This window comes from Pelagibius marinus, from assembly GCF_014925385.1.
Taxonomy (GTDB): domain Bacteria; phylum Pseudomonadota; class Alphaproteobacteria; order Kiloniellales; family Kiloniellaceae; genus Pelagibius; species Pelagibius marinus.
The window spans coordinates 105,379-121,536 of sequence record NZ_JACSDK010000011.1; the positions used below are offsets into that span (position 1 = coordinate 105,379).

A 16,158-nucleotide genomic window follows, 5' to 3' on the forward strand; every position below is an offset into this window, starting at 1 on the left:
TTTAACACACGTTAAGAAATCCGTAACCGATGGTGGTTAACAATCGAGGCCGGGGATCAGGTGGTTCCCCGGTGCAGGATGGATCGGATGGCGCTGCAGCCTCCATCGCACCGTTGGTCTCTCTAGACTTTGAGTGGGATGAGCAAGTGTCACTGAGCGAGAACGTCGATATCGAAAAATCATCGGCAGCAGAGCAGGCGCCTCCTGCGCCTCGGCGGTCGCGCAAGGTGACGGCGGCTGCCGCGGCGAACGGGCATGCCGGGGCGGGATCGGCGGATGTCTCGGGCTCCACCTTACCGGGCGAGTATCAGCCACCGGCCTACGAATACAGGGGTAAGAGCGCTTTTGCCGAGTGCTGGGCGCTGCTGCGCCCGCTTTGGCGCTCGGCCTTTCGTGGCCGCATTGGGCTGCTGGCCGCGGGGATCATCGTGCTGCTGGTCGGCAACATGATCGGTCAGATCAAGCTCAACGAGTGGCATGGCGCCTTCTTCGACGCACTTGAGCAGCAGAACCTCGGCGTCTTCGGCAACCAACTCCTGATCTTCCTCGGGATCGTTGGGGCGCTGCTGGCCCTCGTCGTGGGGCAGACCTGGATGCAGGAGATGCTGAAGGTCCGCCTGCGGCAGTGGATGACCCACCACCTGCTCGACGAGTGGCTGGTCGCCGGACGTGCCTACCGCCTCGGCCTCGCCGGGCAGATCGGCGTCAATCCCGATCAGCGGATTGAAGAGGACACACGCAAGCTGACCGAACTCTCGACGACACTCGGCGTCGGTCTGTTGCAGGCCGGCATGCTGCTCGTCACATTCATCAGCATCCTCTGGGTGCTGTCGGACGACGTCGTATTCACTTACGAGGGCACCAGCTTCTCCATTCCGGGCTACATGGTCTGGTGCGCCCTGCTCTACGCCTTCATCGGTTCCTTCCTGACCTGGCGGGTCGGAGTCCCACTGATTAACCTCAATGCCGAGCGCTATGCCAGGGAAGCCGACCTCCGTTTCGCCCTGGTGCGGGTCAGCGAGAGCGCCGAGAGTATCGCGTTGTTCGGCGGCGAGCCGGACGAGCGGCGCCAGTTGGAGGGCAACCTGGACCGTGTCATCCTGTCGATGCGCCAGCTCTCGGGCAAGCTGGCACGCCTGACCTGGATCACCTCGGGCTACGGCTGGATCGCCATCGTGGTGCCGATCGTGGTGGCCGCGCCCGGCTACTTCAGCGGCGGCCTCACGCTGGGCGGTCTGATGATGGTGGTCGGCGCGTTCAATCAAGTGCAAGCATCGCTGCGCTGGTTCGTCGACCATTTTCCGCCGATCGCCGACTGGCGCGCGACGCTGCAGCGTGTCAGTGCCTTCAAGGCGGCGGTCGCGAAGCTGGAAGAGATCGACGACAGCATCGAGAGCATCCACGTGACCCGGGGCTCGGAAGAAATGCTTGGCTTCGAGGACGTCAGCGTGCTGCTGTCCGACGGGCGCGTGGTCATCGCCGAGGCGACGGTCGAGATTCGGCGCGGCGAGCGGGTGCTGATCGTTGGGGAGTCCGGTGCCGGCAAGAGCACGCTGTTCCGGGCGGTCGCCGGCCTCTGGAAATGGGGCAGCGGCACCATCCGGCTGCCTGGTACCGACAAGATGATGTTCATGCCGCAGCGGCCCTACCTGCCGCTGGGCACGCTGCGTGCGGCGATCTCCTACCCGGAGTCGCCGGACAATTTCACGACCGAACAGATGGAAGACGTGCTGAAGCGGGTCGGCCTGGCCGATTTCGTGGAGGCGCTGGATGTCCAGGCGCGGCTGGACAAAAGCCTCTCGCTTGGCCAGCAGCAGCTTATCGGCTTCGCGCGGCTGCTGCTTCACGAGCCGAGTTGGGTATTTCTGGACGAAGCCACCTCAGCATTGGACGAGGTAAGCCAGCGCCGCGTAATGTCCATTTTCGACGACGAACTGAGCGACGCTTCGGTGCTGAGCATCGGACACCGCCCCGGTCTGGAGGCCTTCCACACGCGAACCCTTCACTTGGTGCGCACGCCCGACGGCGCAATGCTGCACCAAAAACACCCGCAGGCACCGCAAGAGGAGAGCGTGGAATGGCGCTCCGCGATCCTGAAGGAACTCCCGGACTTCATATGGAGGCGCTCCGAGCCAGCCGGCTGACCGATCAGCACGCGGAAACCGGCTCGCGCGGCAGCGCGCCTTGGCACGGATCGTCTCAGCTAGACTTCTGGTTGGTGCTCGCTCAAAGGAAGATGAGCACTGCGAGCGAGCAGAGACACGCGACTATGCCCCGAACCGACCGGCTTGGCCGAAGGCGCAGAAGCCAGTCGGCATTGGGACGCCAAAGCGAGAGATCCTGTGGTCGTAAATCTCGATGGCGGCGTGGTGGCGTACCCCAATCTGCGCCGAGGACGTCGGCCACGCAGGCGGTAGTTGTTCCGGCAAGGACGAGGGCAACGCGGCCACGAGAACTCGGCATCGCCTCGCTGCCGGCCGACATGTTGAACTCGCTGGCTAGGCAGCGGTCAACGGCCGCTACGATCTTTGCCCAATCTGTTTCGGCGCCCCTGCTCAGCAGATCGTGCACGACGACGGCGGTCAGGCGCCGCCGCAAGGCCTGATCGGAAGTTCCGGCAGCTCGCAGATAGCGGTCGATGCGGGCGTCCAACCCCCACTGAGTCGGCTCGGCAGGGAGCGGCGGCCGCATGACGACGTCATTCCCTGCGCCTGGATGGGAGACGGCGTCCGGCCAAGTCACTATCTGGCAGGCTTCCACAGGTTGTTCCGGGTCTCCGTCAGATCGAGGTCGGGTTCTTGCTGACAGCTTTGTGCTCGACGGTACCTTGGTGCCTCCGCATTCAGTTCGATGAGGGCAAGCCGAATGCCGGTCGCCGGTTTCGAGCTTCGCACAGCTTGCGGTCGGAGGTCGTAGGCACGCCTTCAACGCCGTCTTGTCGAGAAGGCTCGGGAGGTAGCCGCAGCCCAATTCGATAGCGAAACGACATAACTCCCTGGCTGTGTCACCGCCACCTGCTTCGCAACCGGCAAATCTTCCACGATGGCCATATTTCAGGAGCATTCCGATCGGCAATTCGCCGATGTGGCGAATTGACGACCTGCATTGACGCGGTGCGGGGAGATATTCAACGATGAGAATTCTCACCCCTGAAAACATTGCAAAGTTCTATTCGAACCGCGCAAGTCCGTGTTGCTAGGCGATTGATACAATCGCCCATCCAGCCTTGTATACATCGATGGCCGAATTAAGCGGCGATTTCCGACAAACGGAAGAGTCAATGAAGTGGCATTTTCGCCAAGAATCTGGGTGCCAAGTAGTAGAGGATGATCTGCAGGGAAAAAGCGGCTGCCGACAGTCCTTTGTCGCCGAGACGCCGAAGGAGCAGGTTGCGCGCTTCTGCCTCGACGCAGAGGATATCCGCCAACTCAGCCGCTGGGTCGCCAGGATCGAGGCGCATTACGGCCATCCGCTGGACGCAGAGTGGGCGCAGGTCTGCTCTTCGACGACGACCGAGATGCTTCGAAGCCCTCAGGCGCAGAAGTCGGATGCTGTTGAAGAAGCGGCGGAATGGCACCTGCGGACCTTGGCCATGCCAGCAGTTCAATAGCTGCTTCCGGCAACGACGAATGGTATCAGGCTATGGACGTTGGCCCTCGTTGCATGCGCGCCATAATTTCCTGAAAATCAAGTAAGAGAACGGGTTTGGAAAGTCTTTACTTCCCACTTCTTCGGTGAACACTTCGCAAGTTTCCCGATTCGTTCCGAGCCCTGATTCCAGGTTCGTCCTGACAACTGGGCCGCGTCTTCACTGGCTGCTTCAGCTTTGTGGGTATGGATATGGCCGCGGCGCGGGCGGCTGGCGGGGCGCTTCTTCCGCCGGGGACAGCGATGTAATGGTTTTTTCAACTCGACAGTCGCTTTGAGGTCGGCCGCAGAGGTATCGCCTCTGCAGGGAGAGCAAAACGCATCCAATCTGACGTTGGGGTTTCTCGCGGCTTCGTTCGAACTCGCGGGGATGAAGGCGGGGCAGGAGAAGTTGTCTTCCGCCGACCCTGGCGGCTCATTATCCAGTGACCTGCCCTGATAGAGGGGCGATCCTTCCTGTCATCGTCGCTGGCGTTTCGGCTGGTAAACTTCTCCTATTGGCACGAAGCGGCGGTGCCGCAAGGTTCGTGGGTGTTTCTGCTTCTTAGTGGTTAGCCGACACTGCAGGCCCACATCGCTTGAAATGTCTACTGACTGGTAGTGACCAGACCATAGTCCCTCGCCTGCAGAGGGGCTGTTTCTGACCCGGCGCGGTCTTTGTGCTGTAACCAATGGAACCTCGATGGCACAGAGCTCCGCATTTTCCAGGGCGACCTCTCATCTGCCCCTTCGCGGTCCGCCACGACTATCTGGAAGACTCCGGAACGTTCCTCCTGAGCACGGTCGAGTCGGTAAAAGTCATCGCAGAGGAAGTGCTAGGCCGCTTTCAGACAGTCGATTTCCTGGTCAACAACACCGCCATCCGTCCCCGCAAGCCCTTTCCGGAGTTGGACGACGACGAGCGGCAGAAGGTCATAGATCTGGACCTGACCTCCGCCTTGATCACTGTCCGGGCCCATCTGCCGGGCACGGTCGCGCGGTTGGGGGTAGGTGATCAACATTGCCGGCATGACGGCCACTCGCGGCTATGCGGAAGGGGCGCCGATTTCCGCTGCCAAGCATGGCCTCTGGGGCCTGACCAAAGCGCTCTCCACGGAATTCGCCGGCCATGGCATCACCGCCAACGCCGTCTCTCCCGGCTCGACTCGGGAGGAAGGGCGCTCAGGCAACGACCCAAGCATTTGGCCGGGATCCCGGCCGGTGTCATGGCCGAACCCGAGGGCATTGCCGCCGTGGTCTGCTTCCTCGCCTCGCCCGCCGGGCGCTTCGTGACGGGTCAGATGATCAACGCCAGTGGCGGCGGAGCTACCTGATATCTCCATAGGTGTCTGGTCGACATTCTATATAATCGGGGAAACCCCTGATTCTGCTCGAGGAACACCATGATCCTTGCCGACGCTCAGAGGCTTTGCGCCTCGGCCTCGGAAGCAGCCGTGGTTCTCCTGAACCCGTCGATGGTGGCCTTGACTCCTGACGCCAGGGGCGTTGCCGGCACCTCTCCCAGCAACCGCTCCACCGGGCCGTTGTCAAAGCCCGCCTCCGGGCCCGGGCGGAAGCGGTCGGCGACGCTTATGCGCGCCTCCGGCAGCTCAGTTCGGATGGCGGCGACGACGTCTTCCACGCTCTCCAGTCTAGTTGAGATGTCGCTGGTCAAGGCACCTTCGATGGCGTTCTCGGCGCAGCGGATGAAGATCTCCGCCACGTCGCTAGTATACTGAAAGCAAAAGCGGCCGCTGAAGGGAATCTCGTAGGCTTCACCCAGCGCGGCGGCGTGCATCGCCCGCGTGAAGGCCGAGGTTTCTCCCTGGTCGCGCCCGACGCCGTAGACGATGTAGGGACGCAGACCCAGGGAGGGCACGCCATGATCGCGCCAGTAGATCCGTGCGATCTCTTCGTCAGTTCGTGCTACGTCGCCTATCGCGAGCGCAAGCAGGGCGCGGTGGTGAAGGCCGAAGAACAGGCCAGCTAGCAAAGCGCAGGCCCGAACGGGCCGGCCGGTCTGGCAGGCCTTTGCCGGCCGGCGCTGCGTCCCTCGGTTCAACCCGGAAACCGGCGGGGTTCCGGCCCGGTGCTCCCGGGACTTGTTCCCCGCTGAATTTCAGACTTAATGTGTTCACATGCCAGGAAGACCTTCTTCAATCGGGAACTGAGTCTGGAAACGGCCGATGACGGCACCTCGTGCAAGGACGGCGGCCTTGGCCCGGCGCATCATGCAGTTTGCACAGCGCGAAGGGCTGGCCGCGGGAACTCACCTGCCCGAGGTGAAGCTGTCGGAACGCCTCGGCGTTTCCCGCTCCCCGGTGCGCGCGGCGCTTTCCCTGCTGGCCAAGCGCGGCGTGGTCGAGCCGGCGCCAAAGCAGGGCTATTTCCTCGCCCTGGATGCCGGCAGCTCCGATTTCGCTGCGATCGACCTCCCCGAGAGTGCCGAGGAGGCGATCTACCGCGACCTGGTGCGCGCGCGCTTCGCCAACCTCATCCCGCCGCAGGTCGCGGTCAGCGATGTCATGCGCCGCTATGACTGCGACCGCGCCACCGCCAACCGCGTGCTGGCGCAGATGTCGGAGGACGGTGTCATCGAGCGGGCGCCGGGGCGCGGCTATGTCTTCGGTCCGGTGCTCAATGACGCCCGCGCCTACGACGAGAGTTACAGGTTCCGCCTGCTGGTCGAGCCGGCGGCGGTGCTGGAACCGGGTTTCCGCCCGGATCCCAAGCGCATGAAGCGCTTGCGCGCGCGGCACGCGGAACTTCTGAGCGGCGGCATCGAGAACGCGCCCATGGCTGAGATCTTCGAGATCGACGCCGACTTTCACGAGGCCGTCGGCGATTTCTGCGGCAACCGCTTCCTGGCCCACGCCATCCGCCTGCAGACCCGCCTGCGCCGGCTAAGCGAGTACGAGAACTACAACGACCGCGATCGCCTGCGCGACTCCTGCCGCGAGCACCTGGCCATCCTCGACGCATTGGAGGCCGGCGACCGAGCCCGCGCCGCCGAGCTGCTGCGCCGCCACATCGAGGTCTCGCAGGAGGTCCGCCCCAACTTCGACAAGGTTCGGGCCCTGGCACACCGCCGCCTGACGCGGGTTTGACAACAGGCGCGTGCCGCCGTCACGACTGCACGCCAGGGTAGAATCACCGCCGTTTCACCTGATGTCTATTGTACTTTTTCACAAATCAATACAGCATGGTGATCTCGCGAGGCGCCCTCGGGGAAGCCGGGCTCACCGGCCGGAGGCGCCGCAAGGCTCCGCAAAACAGCGGGGCAACAGGGACGCCGCAGGGAATGGGAGTCAGGGAAAATGCGGACATTTAATAAGTTAAGCGTTGCGCTGCTGGCTGGCGCGGCGGTTTTCGCCGTCACGGCGCAGGCCGGTGCCGCAGAAAAGATCGTGATCTCCAACTGGGACGGCTACATGCCTTCCGACATGCTGGAGCGCTTCACCGCTGAGACCGGCATCGAGGCCGAGCTGGCGGTGCATGCCACCAACGAGGAGATCATGGGCAAGGTCGTGGCCGGTAAGGGCAAGGGCTACGATGTGCTCTTCGTGTCCTCGCCCTTCGTCGAGGCGCTAAAGAACCTGGGGCTGGTCGCCGAGCTCGACCACGCCATGATCCCCAACATGAAGAACCTTTACCCGGAGGCCATGAAGCTGGAGTACGACCCCGGCAACACGCACTCCGTGCCCTATGCCTGGGGCACCACTGGCCTCTGCTACCGCTCCGACCTAGTCGGCGAGACGCCGGGCAGCTGGATGGACCTGCTGCAGCCGGCCGACGCCCTGAAGGGCAAGGTGACCATGCTGTCGACCGACCGCTGGCTGATGGGCGCCGCCTTCCTGGCCCAGGGCAAGTCGGTGAACTCCACCGACGCGGCCGACCTGGAAGCGGCCAAGGAACTGCTGATTTCGGCAAAGAAGGACCTGCTGGCTTACGACGACACCACCTTCTATTCCAAGCTGGTGTCCGGCGAGGCCTCTCTGGTGCACGCCTGGGACGGCTGGTGCAACTACGGCATCGCCGAGAACGCCGACATCAAGTACGTCATTCCCGAGGAAGGCTCCGATCTTTGGGTCGACACCATGGTGGTGACCGCGGCCTCGGAGAACAAGGAGGCCGCGCACAAGTTCCTCAATTTCATCCTGCAGGCCGACAACGGTGCCTGGGTGCCGGCTAACATCCTTTACAAGGTGCCCAATAAGGCAGCCATGGATGCGCTGGATCCGGCGTTGGTCGAGCAGTTCCCGAACCTCGGCATGACGCCCGAGGAACTGCTGAAGCAGGAGCAGCTTCGCGATCTCGGCGCGGGCCAGAAAGCCTTCTCTAAGACCGTGACCGAAATCCTGGCGTCCAACTAGGTAAGCCGGACGCCCAGGCCGCCGCCGCCCATCACCGGTGACGCCCGGGGCGGCGGCGCCGCCGCGCAACGAGCCTCCTTATGCCCCGCTCACTGCTCAGAGACTGGCTGCTGCTCGGCCCCGGCCTTACCTGGCTGGCGCTCTTTCTGGTCGTGCCCTGCGGCATGCTCCTCGTCTTCGCGTTCTTCGAGCGTGGCGTCTACGGCGGGATCGACTACATCTTCACGCTGGAGAACTTCTCCCGCGCCATCGATCCGCTCTACCTCTCGATCTTCCTGACCTCAGCCAAGGTGGCGGGGCTCGCCGCCGTCATCGCATTGCTGATCGGCTATCCCGCGGCCTACGCGATCGCGCGGGCTCCCGCCCGCCGGCAGACCGCCTATCTGGTGCTGGTCATGCTGCCGTTCTGGAGCAACTACCTGATCCGCACCTACGCCTGGATTGTGCTGCTGAACCGCGAGGGCCTGGTGAACAAGGGCCTCGCCGGGCTCGGGCTGGTCTCCGAGCCGCTGCCGCTGCTCTACAACGAGTTCGCCATCGTCACCGGGCTGGTCTACAACTACCTGCCCTTCGTGGTGCTGGCGATCTACTCGTCTATCAGCCGCCTCAATCCCGAGGTTCTGGAGGCCTCGGAGGATCTTGGCGCCTCGGCGCCGCGCACCTTCTGGCGCGTGACCCTGCCGCTCACCCTGCCCGGCGTCGCGGCCGGGGCGGTCTTCGTCTTTGTACTCTCCATCGGCAACTTCATCACGCCCGACCTGCTGGGCGGCGGGCGCCTGCAGATGGTCGGCAACGTGATCTACGACCAGTTCCTCACGGCGCGCGACTGGCCCTTCGGCGCGACCCTCAGTTTCATCCTCATCGGCATCATGATGATCCTCTTGTTCTCGCAGGCCATGCTGGTGCGCAAAGCACAAGGCGAGGGAGGAATTGCCCATGCCTAGCCCGGCCCGTTTCTGGCTCGGCGCCCACCTGCGCCTCGTCTACCTTTTCCTCTACGTACCCATCGCGGTGCTCATGGTACTGAGCTTCAACCGCGCCGGCCTGCCGACGGCGTGGACCGGATTTTCGCTGAAGTGGTACGGTGCGCTGGCGGAGAGTCAGGCGATCATCAATGCCGCCTTGAACACCCTGATTGTCGCCGTCATCTCCACCGTACTAGCGACGCTGCTGGGCGCGCTGCTGGCCGTCGGCATGGAGTACCGCCGCCGCGGACCGGGGCTGGAGGCCATGCTCTTCGCCCCGATGATCATCCCCGACATCGTGCTGGCCATCGCCCTTCTGTCCTTCTTCACGCTGCTCGACTTCACGCTCGGGCTGCACTCCATCATCCTCAGCCATGTGGTCTTCAACATCGCCTTCGTCTGCGCGGTTGTGCGCACGCGCCTGCGCAGCTTCGACTGGGCGGTCTTCGAGGCTTCAGTGGACCTCGGCGCCTCGGAGGCGACGACCTTCCGGCGTATAATCCTGCCGATGATCTTCCCGGGTGTTCTGGCCGGCGCCATGCTGGCCTTCACCCTCTCGGTCGACGAATTCATCATCGCCTACTTCACGGCCGGCGCGGGACAGTCCTCCACCACCCTGCCGATGCAGATCTACTCGATGATCCGTTTCGGCGTGACGCCGGAGATCAACGCCATGGCCACGGTGGTGATGCTGGTCAGCTTCACCCTGGTGCTGCTGGCCCAGCGGGCGAACAAGGGGGTGGTGGGCGTATGAGCGAGCGGCCCACAGTGATCGCCATCGAGGGGCTGACCAAGCGGTTCGGCGAGATCACGGCGGTGGACGCCGTCGACCTGGACCTGCGCGAGAACGAGTTCTTCGCGCTGCTGGGTCCGTCGGGCTGCGGCAAGACCACCTTGCTGCGCATGATCGCCGGCTTCACCGGGCCCGACGCCGGGCGCATCCTGCTGGATGGCCGCGACATGACACCGGTCCGCCCGAACCGGCGTCCGGTCAACCTGATGTTCCAGTCCTATGCGCTGTTCCCGCACATGACGGTGACGCAGAACATCGCCTACGGCCTGGAGATGGAAGGCTGCGGACGCGACGAGATCCGCCGGCGCGTCGGCGAGATGCTGGAGATGACGGAGCTATCGCCCCTGAAGGACCGCAAGCCCGAACACCTCTCCGGCGGCCAGCGCCAGCGCGTCGCCCTGGCCCGTGCTCTGGTCAAGCGGCCGCGGGTGCTGCTGCTCGACGAGCCGCTGGGCGCCCTCGACAAGAAGCTGCGCGAGCAGATGCAGCTGGAGCTGAAGCGCATGCAGCACGAGGTCGGCATCACCTTCGTGATAGTCACCCATGACCAGGAGGAGGCCCTGGTCATGGCCGACCGAATCGCCGTTCTGAAGGACGGCCGCGTCATGCAGGTCGGCGCCCCGCGCGAGCTCTATGAGTATCCCGCCAGCCGCTTCGTCGCGGGTTTCATCGGCAAGATGAACTTCTTCGCGGGGCAGGGCCGCGGCGCGGAAGTCGCCTTCGGCGACGGCGTGCTGACCGGGACGGCTCCCGGCGGCGTCGAGCTCGCCGGCCCCGCCGTGGCTGCGGTACGCCCGGAGCGCCTGCGCCTCGCGCCGCAGCGTCCCGAGGGCAGCCTCAATGCGGTGCCCGGGCGCATCGTCGACATCGCCTATCACGGCCAGGACCTCAATGTGCACGTTGAGGTGCGCGGTGCGGTCGACAGCGCCGGCGGCGAAGCGGGCGCGCGCGTGCTGGTGCGCCTGCCCGCCGGCGAGGCGGAGGAGGGCGACTGGCAAGCGGGCCAGGACGTGTGGTGCTGCTGGGCGCCGGCCCACACCCGCGTCCTGGCGATGTGACAACCCGAAGAAACGAGCAGAAGCGAACAGCGAGGCAGCGACATGAGCGACAAGAAGACCATCGCATTCTTCCCCGAGGCCGCCTTTGGCCCGGCCCTCAACTCGGTCGGCATCGCGCAGGCCTGCGAGAAGCTGGGCCACAAGGCGGTGTTCCTGACCGACCCCGGCATGGGCGGGGTCTATTCGGGCTACGGCTTCGAGGAGCACCTGGTGAACATGTCCGAGCCCATGCCGCCGGAGGAAATGGCGAAGTACTGGTCCGACTTTATCAACGGCCATATCCCAAACTTCAACAAGACCCCCTACGAGCAGCTCGACAACTACGTGAAGGAATGCTGGGAGGCCATCGTCGACACGGCGATCTGGGCGGAGAAGGACCTGCCGGGCGTGCTGGACAAGGTGAAGCCCGATGTCGTCTGCGTCGACAACGTGATCCTCTTCCCGGCGATCAAGCGCTACGCGCAGGAGAACGGCAAGGCCTGGGTGCGCATCATCTCCTGCTCCGAGAACGAGATCGTCGACCCGGACATTCCGCCGCACCTCTCCGGCTGCGGCGAGAACGACCGCTCCTGCTTCGAGAAGTTCGACGCCAGGTTCAAGGAAGTGGTGAAGCCCTGCCACGAGAAGTTCAACGCCTTCCTGAAGGACTGCGGCGAAGAGCCCTATCCCCTGGGCGAATTCTTCGAGGCTTCGCCCTTCCTTAACCTGCTGCTCTATCCAGAGCCGGTGAAGTTCAAGCGCCGCAATCCGTTGGATCCGCAATGCTTCCAGTACCTGGAAGGCTGCGTGCGCGACGAGAAGCCCTACGAAATTCCCACCTTCCAGGCGCACAACGACGAGCCGATCATCTACGTCAGCTTCGGCAGCCTCGGCTCCGGCGACGTGGACCAGCTCAAGCGCATCATCGCCGCCGTCGGCAAGATGGAACTGCGTGCCCTGGTCAACGTCGGCGACTACAAGGACCAGCACGGCGACCTGCCGCCCAACGTGCAGATCGACAGCTGGTTCCCGCAGCCTTCGGTCATCAAGCAGATGGACGCGGTGATTCACCACGGCGGCAACAACTCCTTCAACGAGTGCCTTTACTTCGGTAAACCGGCCCTGGTGATGCCCTTCGTCTGGGACGGCCACGACAACGCCACCCGGGTGCAGGAAACGGGCCACGGTCTGCACATGCACCGGGCCAACTGGACCGAGGAGGAGCTCATCGCCGCGCTCGATAAGCTGCTGAGCGACAAGGAGATGAAGGCGAAGCTGGAAGCCACTTCGGCGCACATGCAGAGCCGCCACGGGCCGACCAAGGCGGCCGGCCTGCTCGACAAGCTGGTGCAGGAAGTCTGACGCATGGCCGAAGCGGGAACCCTGCCGGCGAGCCTGGCCGCTTCCGCCCCGCACCTGGCGGGCGCCAGCACCTGGGCGGAAGACCTCGCCGACTGGGGCGTGCAGCCGGACGCGGTGGAAGGGGTGAGTCGCAGTAGCGGACGCCTGCTGTGGAAGGGTGCGGAAGGGCAGCCGGAGGTCGGGCTCTGGGTCTGCACGCCGGGGCGCTGGCGCCTCACCCTGCCCGCCGACGAGTTCTGCCACTTCGTCGCCGGGCGCGCCATCTACCGCGCGGAAGGCGGCGAGGTGATCGAGGTAGGCCCCGGCACCGTCGTCCATTTCCCGCGCGGCTGGACCGGCGAATGCGAGGTGCTGGAGACCCTGCGTAACCTTTACATGCTGGCATGACGACCTTAGTGACACCCGTGATGAGCGCGAACTTCAAGTCCTCGGCCCCACATATCCACGGCGTTTCGACCTGGAACGGCGAGATGACCGACTGGGGCGGCCACCTGGAGCCCATCGACGGGCGCTCCATGAACCGCGGCCGCCTGCTGTGGAAGGGTGAGGACGGCCTACCCGAGGCAGGACTGTGGATCTGCACGCCGGGCAGCTGGCGCCTCACCCTGCCGCGCGACGAGATGTGCCACTTCCTGGAAGGACGCGCGGTCTACAAGGCCAACGACGGCGAGGTGATCGAGGTCGGGCCGGGCATGGTCGTGCATTTCCGCGAGGACTGGGCCGGCACCGTGGAGGTTTTCGAGACCATCCGCAGCGTCTACATGCTGCGTTGAGCAAGGAACAGGTGAAGATGAGCGAGACCCAGACCAATACCCCGCAGACCGAGACTCCGGTGATGCGCAATCCCCTGGAAATCACCGATACCGTGGACTGGGGGCCGATCCCGACCATGATCGAAGGCGAGTCCCGCACCTCCGGCAAGCTGCTCTACAAGGGGCCGAAGGGCTCGCCGGAGTCGGGTATCTGGATCTGCACGCCCGGCTACTGGAACTGCGAGGTGACCGAGGACGAATTCTGCCACTTCCTCGCGGGGCGCTGCACCTACACCCACGAGTCCGGGGAGGTCATCGAGATCGAGCCGGACACCGCCGCCTTCTTCCCCAAGGGCTGGAAAGGCACCTGCCGGGTGCACGAGACCGTGCGCAAAGTCTACATGATCCGCTGAGGCCGCCACCATGTCCGCTTTCGATCCTGCAATCCCCTGCCTCTTCGCCGGCCACGAGTTCCGATCTCCACGCGGCGGCGACAGCTTTGCCGTGGTCGACCCGGCCTCCCAGGAGACCGTGGGGCAGGTGGCGCGCTGTGGCCTTGCCGACGTCGAGGCCGTCGTCGAAGAGGCCAACCACGCGCAGCGGGACTGGAAGCGCCTCGACGCCAAGAGCCGGGCGGCGGCGCTGCATCGCCTGGCCGAGGCCATCGAACAGGACGACTTTCACGATGTCGCCGTGCTCATGGTGCGCGAGATGGGCAAGCCCTATCCCGAGGCGACGGGCGAGCTGGCCAACTGCGCCGCCATCTTCCGCTACTACGCGGAGATGGCGCGCGACGAGGCCGGCAAGATCGCCGGCACCACGCAGGCCGGCTCTTTCCAGTACGCCCGCTACGAGCCTTACGGCGTCAGCGTCCACATCATGCCCTTCAACTTTCCGATCCTCCTGATGTGCTGGACCGTCGCGGCCTCGCTGGCCGCCGGCAACGCCTGCATTGTCAAGCCGGCCGAAGCGACCTCGCTCTGCACCCTGAAGTTCATGGAGCACTTCCGCCTGCTGGCGCCGGGGCTGGTGTCCTGCCTGCCAGGCGGCGGCGAGACGGCGCAGGCGCTCATCGCTTCCAGCGGCACCCACGCGGTGGCCTTCACCGGCGGCGTCGCCACCGGCCGCAAGGTCGCCGTCGCCTGTGCCGAGCGGATGAAGCCCTGCGTCATTGAGGCCGGCGGCAGCGACCCCATGATCGTTTCCGCCGAGGCGCCGCTGGACGTCGCCGTGGCCGGCTCGGTCACCGCCGCCTTCCACCTCTCCGGCCAGATCTGCACCTCGGCCGAGCGCTTTTACGTTGAGGAAAAAATTCACGATATTTTCATCGAGCGCTTCGCCGCGGCCGCGCGCGCGCTGCGCATCGGCCCGGGCCTGGAGAAATCGGAGATCGGGCCGCTGGTCAGCCAGGCGGCGCGTGACAAGGTCATGGCCCTCGTCGACGAAACCCTGGCAGCCGGCGCCACCGCCGTCTGCGGCGGCCGGGTGCCGGCGGACTTCAACACCGGCTGGTTCTACGAGCCCACCATCCTTACCGGCGTGACCCCGGAGATGCGCATCATGCGCGAGGAGGTCTTCGGGCCCGTGGCCTCGGTCTGCAAGGTCGGCTCTTTCGACGAGGCACTGGAGCTGGCCAATACCTCCGACTTCGGGCTCGGCGCCTCGGTCTTCACCACCTCCCTGGCCGAGGCGATGAAGGCGGCCGAGACCCTGGAGGCCGGCATGGTCTGGGTCAACAACCCGCTGATCGACAACGACGCGCTGCCCTTCGGCGGCTGGAAGATGTCGGGCGTCGGGCGCGAACTGGGCCGCCAGGGCCTCGATGCTTTCCGCCAGTCGAAGATGGTGATCATCGACGCAGAGCCGGCGGTGCAGGACTGGTGGTACCCCTATCCCGACGATTGGTTCTACAGCGGCGCAGGCCGAAAGTTCTCATAGCGTCGACTGTTCGCAAGAATTCGGGCGTCCCGTGGGAGAGGAGAGCAACACGGCGGAGCATCTGAATCATTGGGTTCAGGCATGATTGCCTCCTTCGCTTGAAGTGCGAAAGATGGCATCGCTTTGGCGGTCGAGCCTCGCGACGTCGGCTTGCAGGTCAATTCAGACATTTTGCGCCTAGGCTCTGGCGACGAGACGTCTCAACCTGACTCACCTCAGACATTTTGAAACGTACGGATCGGCATCAGCCAGATAGTCGGTCCAGGCAAAGAAGGCATCGAATTGCTGACTGGCGATTAGGTCCCTGCCTCTTGTCTCGCCTGCCGAAGCCTCGGCTCTCCGAAGTGGCGCGGTGTGCAAGGGGGCTGTCGGGATAATTTACAGGTTCAGCCAACCCCGCAAATCCGGACGATCTAACTAGTTAATATGATTATATTATAGAAAATGGAATAATATTTGCTTAGTAATGAAAACAATAAGTGCTGGTCCAATAAGAGTTGAGTTGCATAAGAAAACAAGCGGATTAATAGAAAATGTGCAATACTAAGATTGCAACGATTGTTTTGGGTGTGACTACTGCTTTGGCGTGTGCTTCGGGTCCATCCTATGCCCAGACGATTGCCGAAGTGGAGCCAAACGACAGTATCGCGTCGGCGCAGAGCATCACCGGCGGCGGGGTAACGATCAACGGCAGCGGCGACGGCACGTTCGATTACTTCAGTTTCGGTATCGGTTCCGTGACCATCGATGGCGCGGCAGTGACGACGAGCGGCAGCTTCGAGACCACCGCGGGCAACTTCGACACCGAGCTCTTCCTGTATGATTCGGCCGGCAACCTGGTGGCGCAGGATGACGACGGCGGCGCGGGACTGCTGTCGCTGATCACGCAGGACTTCGGTTCCGCGGGCACTTATGCCATCGGCGTCGGCGAGTTCAACTCCGTCGGCTCCCTCGGCGGCATCACCGGCAACGCCCCGGACGCGGGAGACACCTACACGCTGCAGGTCGATATCAGCGGCGATACCATTTCGACGGCATATGACCTGAACCCGGCTCTTGCGGATTCCAGCGCCACGATCGTCGCTGATGGAGCGGGATCGTTCGATTACTTCGGCTTCGACGTCTTCGTCTCGAACGCCACCATCGACGGCGTGGCGGCGGTGACGAGCGGCAGCTTCGAGACCACCGCGGGCAACTTCGACACCGAGCTGTTCCTGTACGATTCGGCCGGCAACCTGGTGGCGCAGGACGACGACGGCGGCGCGGGACTGCTGTCGCAGATCACGCAGGACTTCGGGTCTTCCGGCAGCT

General features: G+C 64.2%; 14 protein-coding genes and 2 pseudogenes. 15 read left to right on the plus strand and 1 reads right to left on the minus strand.

The genetic code is table 11. The annotated features are described in order from the left end of the window. Positions 1-146 precede the first annotated feature (146 nt). The 4 genes and pseudogenes from H7X47_RS14695 to H7X47_RS26545 form a co-directional block, all read left to right on the plus strand. Entirely contained in the window at positions 147-2,144 is a 1,998-nt protein-coding gene (locus H7X47_RS14695) for an ABC transporter ATP-binding protein/permease (RefSeq protein WP_193369466.1), read from the plus strand. Positions 2,145-3,238: 1,094 nt separating this feature from the next. Continuing rightward, the gene (locus tag H7X47_RS14700; protein WP_193369467.1) at positions 3,239-3,610 is read left to right on the plus strand and encodes a PEP/pyruvate-binding domain-containing protein; all 372 of its coding nucleotides are present in this window, start codon (positions 3,239-3,241) and stop codon (positions 3,608-3,610) included. A gap of 709 nt (positions 3,611-4,319) precedes the next feature. Continuing rightward, positions 4,320-4,604: pseudogene (locus H7X47_RS26540) on the plus strand (SDR family NAD(P)-dependent oxidoreductase); the annotation flags it as partial. A gap of 34 nt (positions 4,605-4,638) precedes the next feature. Continuing rightward, positions 4,639-4,791 (plus strand): annotated as a pseudogene (locus tag H7X47_RS26545) (SDR family oxidoreductase); the annotation flags it as partial. 256 nt (positions 4,792-5,047) lie between these two features. Here H7X47_RS26545 and H7X47_RS14710 read toward each other — a convergent pair. Then, positions 5,048-5,506: an NAD-dependent epimerase/dehydratase family protein gene (locus H7X47_RS14710; RefSeq protein ID WP_193369469.1), complete on the minus strand. Its 459-nt coding sequence runs from the start codon at positions 5,504-5,506 to the stop codon at positions 5,048-5,050. A gap of 307 nt (positions 5,507-5,813) precedes the next feature. On the opposite strand from H7X47_RS14710, the gene H7X47_RS14715 reads away from it, so the two are divergent. From H7X47_RS14715 to H7X47_RS14765, 11 genes are all read left to right on the plus strand, one after another. Further along, positions 5,814-6,734 carry a GntR family transcriptional regulator gene (locus H7X47_RS14715; protein ID WP_193369470.1) on the plus strand — a complete coding sequence of 307 codons (921 nt, stop codon included), beginning with the start codon at positions 5,814-5,816 and terminating at the stop codon, positions 6,732-6,734. Positions 6,735-6,944: 210 nt separating this feature from the next. Continuing rightward, on the plus strand, positions 6,945-8,000 hold the full coding sequence (locus H7X47_RS14720; protein WP_193369471.1) for a polyamine ABC transporter substrate-binding protein: 1,056 nt from the start codon (positions 6,945-6,947) through the stop codon (positions 7,998-8,000). Between the two features lie 80 nt (positions 8,001-8,080). Further along, entirely contained in the window at positions 8,081-8,944 is an 864-nt protein-coding gene (locus tag H7X47_RS14725) for an ABC transporter permease (protein WP_193369472.1), read from the plus strand. Beyond that, positions 8,937-9,719: an ABC transporter permease gene (locus H7X47_RS14730; RefSeq protein WP_193369473.1), complete on the plus strand. Its 783-nt coding sequence runs from the start codon at positions 8,937-8,939 to the stop codon at positions 9,717-9,719. The genes H7X47_RS14725 and H7X47_RS14730 overlap by 8 nt, the downstream gene beginning before the upstream one ends. Then, positions 9,716-10,816, plus strand: coding sequence for an ABC transporter ATP-binding protein (locus tag H7X47_RS14735; protein ID WP_193369474.1), 1,101 nt, complete (start codon positions 9,716-9,718; stop codon positions 10,814-10,816). The genes H7X47_RS14730 and H7X47_RS14735 overlap by 4 nt, the downstream gene beginning before the upstream one ends. A gap of 42 nt (positions 10,817-10,858) precedes the next feature. After that, the gene (locus H7X47_RS14740) at positions 10,859-12,157 is read left to right on the plus strand and encodes a nucleotide disphospho-sugar-binding domain-containing protein (RefSeq protein WP_193369475.1); all 1,299 of its coding nucleotides are present in this window, start codon (positions 10,859-10,861) and stop codon (positions 12,155-12,157) included. A gap of 3 nt (positions 12,158-12,160) precedes the next feature. Further along, entirely contained in the window at positions 12,161-12,544 is a 384-nt protein-coding gene (locus H7X47_RS14745; protein ID WP_193369476.1) for a cupin domain-containing protein, read from the plus strand. Between the two features lie 20 nt (positions 12,545-12,564). Further along, complete coding sequence (locus tag H7X47_RS14750; RefSeq protein ID WP_193369477.1) at positions 12,565-12,930, plus strand: cupin domain-containing protein; 366 nt, start codon at positions 12,565-12,567, stop codon at positions 12,928-12,930. 17 nt (positions 12,931-12,947) lie between these two features. Then, complete coding sequence (locus H7X47_RS14755; protein WP_193369478.1) at positions 12,948-13,322, plus strand: cupin domain-containing protein; 375 nt, start codon at positions 12,948-12,950, stop codon at positions 13,320-13,322. Positions 13,323-13,332: 10 nt separating this feature from the next. Further along, complete coding sequence (locus H7X47_RS14760; protein ID WP_193369479.1) at positions 13,333-14,847, plus strand: aldehyde dehydrogenase family protein; 1,515 nt, start codon at positions 13,333-13,335, stop codon at positions 14,845-14,847. Positions 14,848-15,380: 533 nt separating this feature from the next. Continuing rightward, positions 15,381-16,158: hypothetical protein (locus H7X47_RS14765; RefSeq protein WP_193369480.1), on the plus strand; the 778-nt coding region annotated here is incomplete at its 3' end.

Excerpts from the sequence above, each read along its gene's own strand:
- H7X47_RS14750 (WP_193369477.1), top strand. The coding sequence starts at position 12,565 with ATGAGCGCGAACTTCAAGTCCTCGGCCCCACATATCCACGGCGTTTCG.
- H7X47_RS14735 (WP_193369474.1), top strand. The coding sequence starts at position 9,716 with ATGAGCGAGCGGCCCACAGTGATCGCCATCGAGGGGCTGACCAAGCGG.
- H7X47_RS14740 (WP_193369475.1), top strand. The coding sequence starts at position 10,859 with ATGAGCGACAAGAAGACCATCGCATTCTTCCCCGAGGCCGCCTTTGGC.
- H7X47_RS14720 (WP_193369471.1), top strand. The coding sequence starts at position 6,945 with ATGCGGACATTTAATAAGTTAAGCGTTGCGCTGCTGGCTGGCGCGGCG.
- H7X47_RS14745 (WP_193369476.1), top strand. The coding sequence starts at position 12,161 with ATGGCCGAAGCGGGAACCCTGCCGGCGAGCCTGGCCGCTTCCGCCCCG.
- H7X47_RS14730 (WP_193369473.1), top strand. The coding sequence starts at position 8,937 with ATGCCTAGCCCGGCCCGTTTCTGGCTCGGCGCCCACCTGCGCCTCGTC.
- H7X47_RS14760 (WP_193369479.1), top strand. The coding sequence starts at position 13,333 with ATGTCCGCTTTCGATCCTGCAATCCCCTGCCTCTTCGCCGGCCACGAG.
- H7X47_RS14725 (WP_193369472.1), top strand. The coding sequence starts at position 8,081 with ATGCCCCGCTCACTGCTCAGAGACTGGCTGCTGCTCGGCCCCGGCCTT.
- H7X47_RS14700 (WP_193369467.1), top strand. The coding sequence starts at position 3,239 with ATGGCCGAATTAAGCGGCGATTTCCGACAAACGGAAGAGTCAATGAAG.
- H7X47_RS14715 (WP_193369470.1), top strand. The coding sequence starts at position 5,814 with ATGACGGCACCTCGTGCAAGGACGGCGGCCTTGGCCCGGCGCATCATG.
- H7X47_RS14755 (WP_193369478.1), top strand. The coding sequence starts at position 12,948 with ATGAGCGAGACCCAGACCAATACCCCGCAGACCGAGACTCCGGTGATG.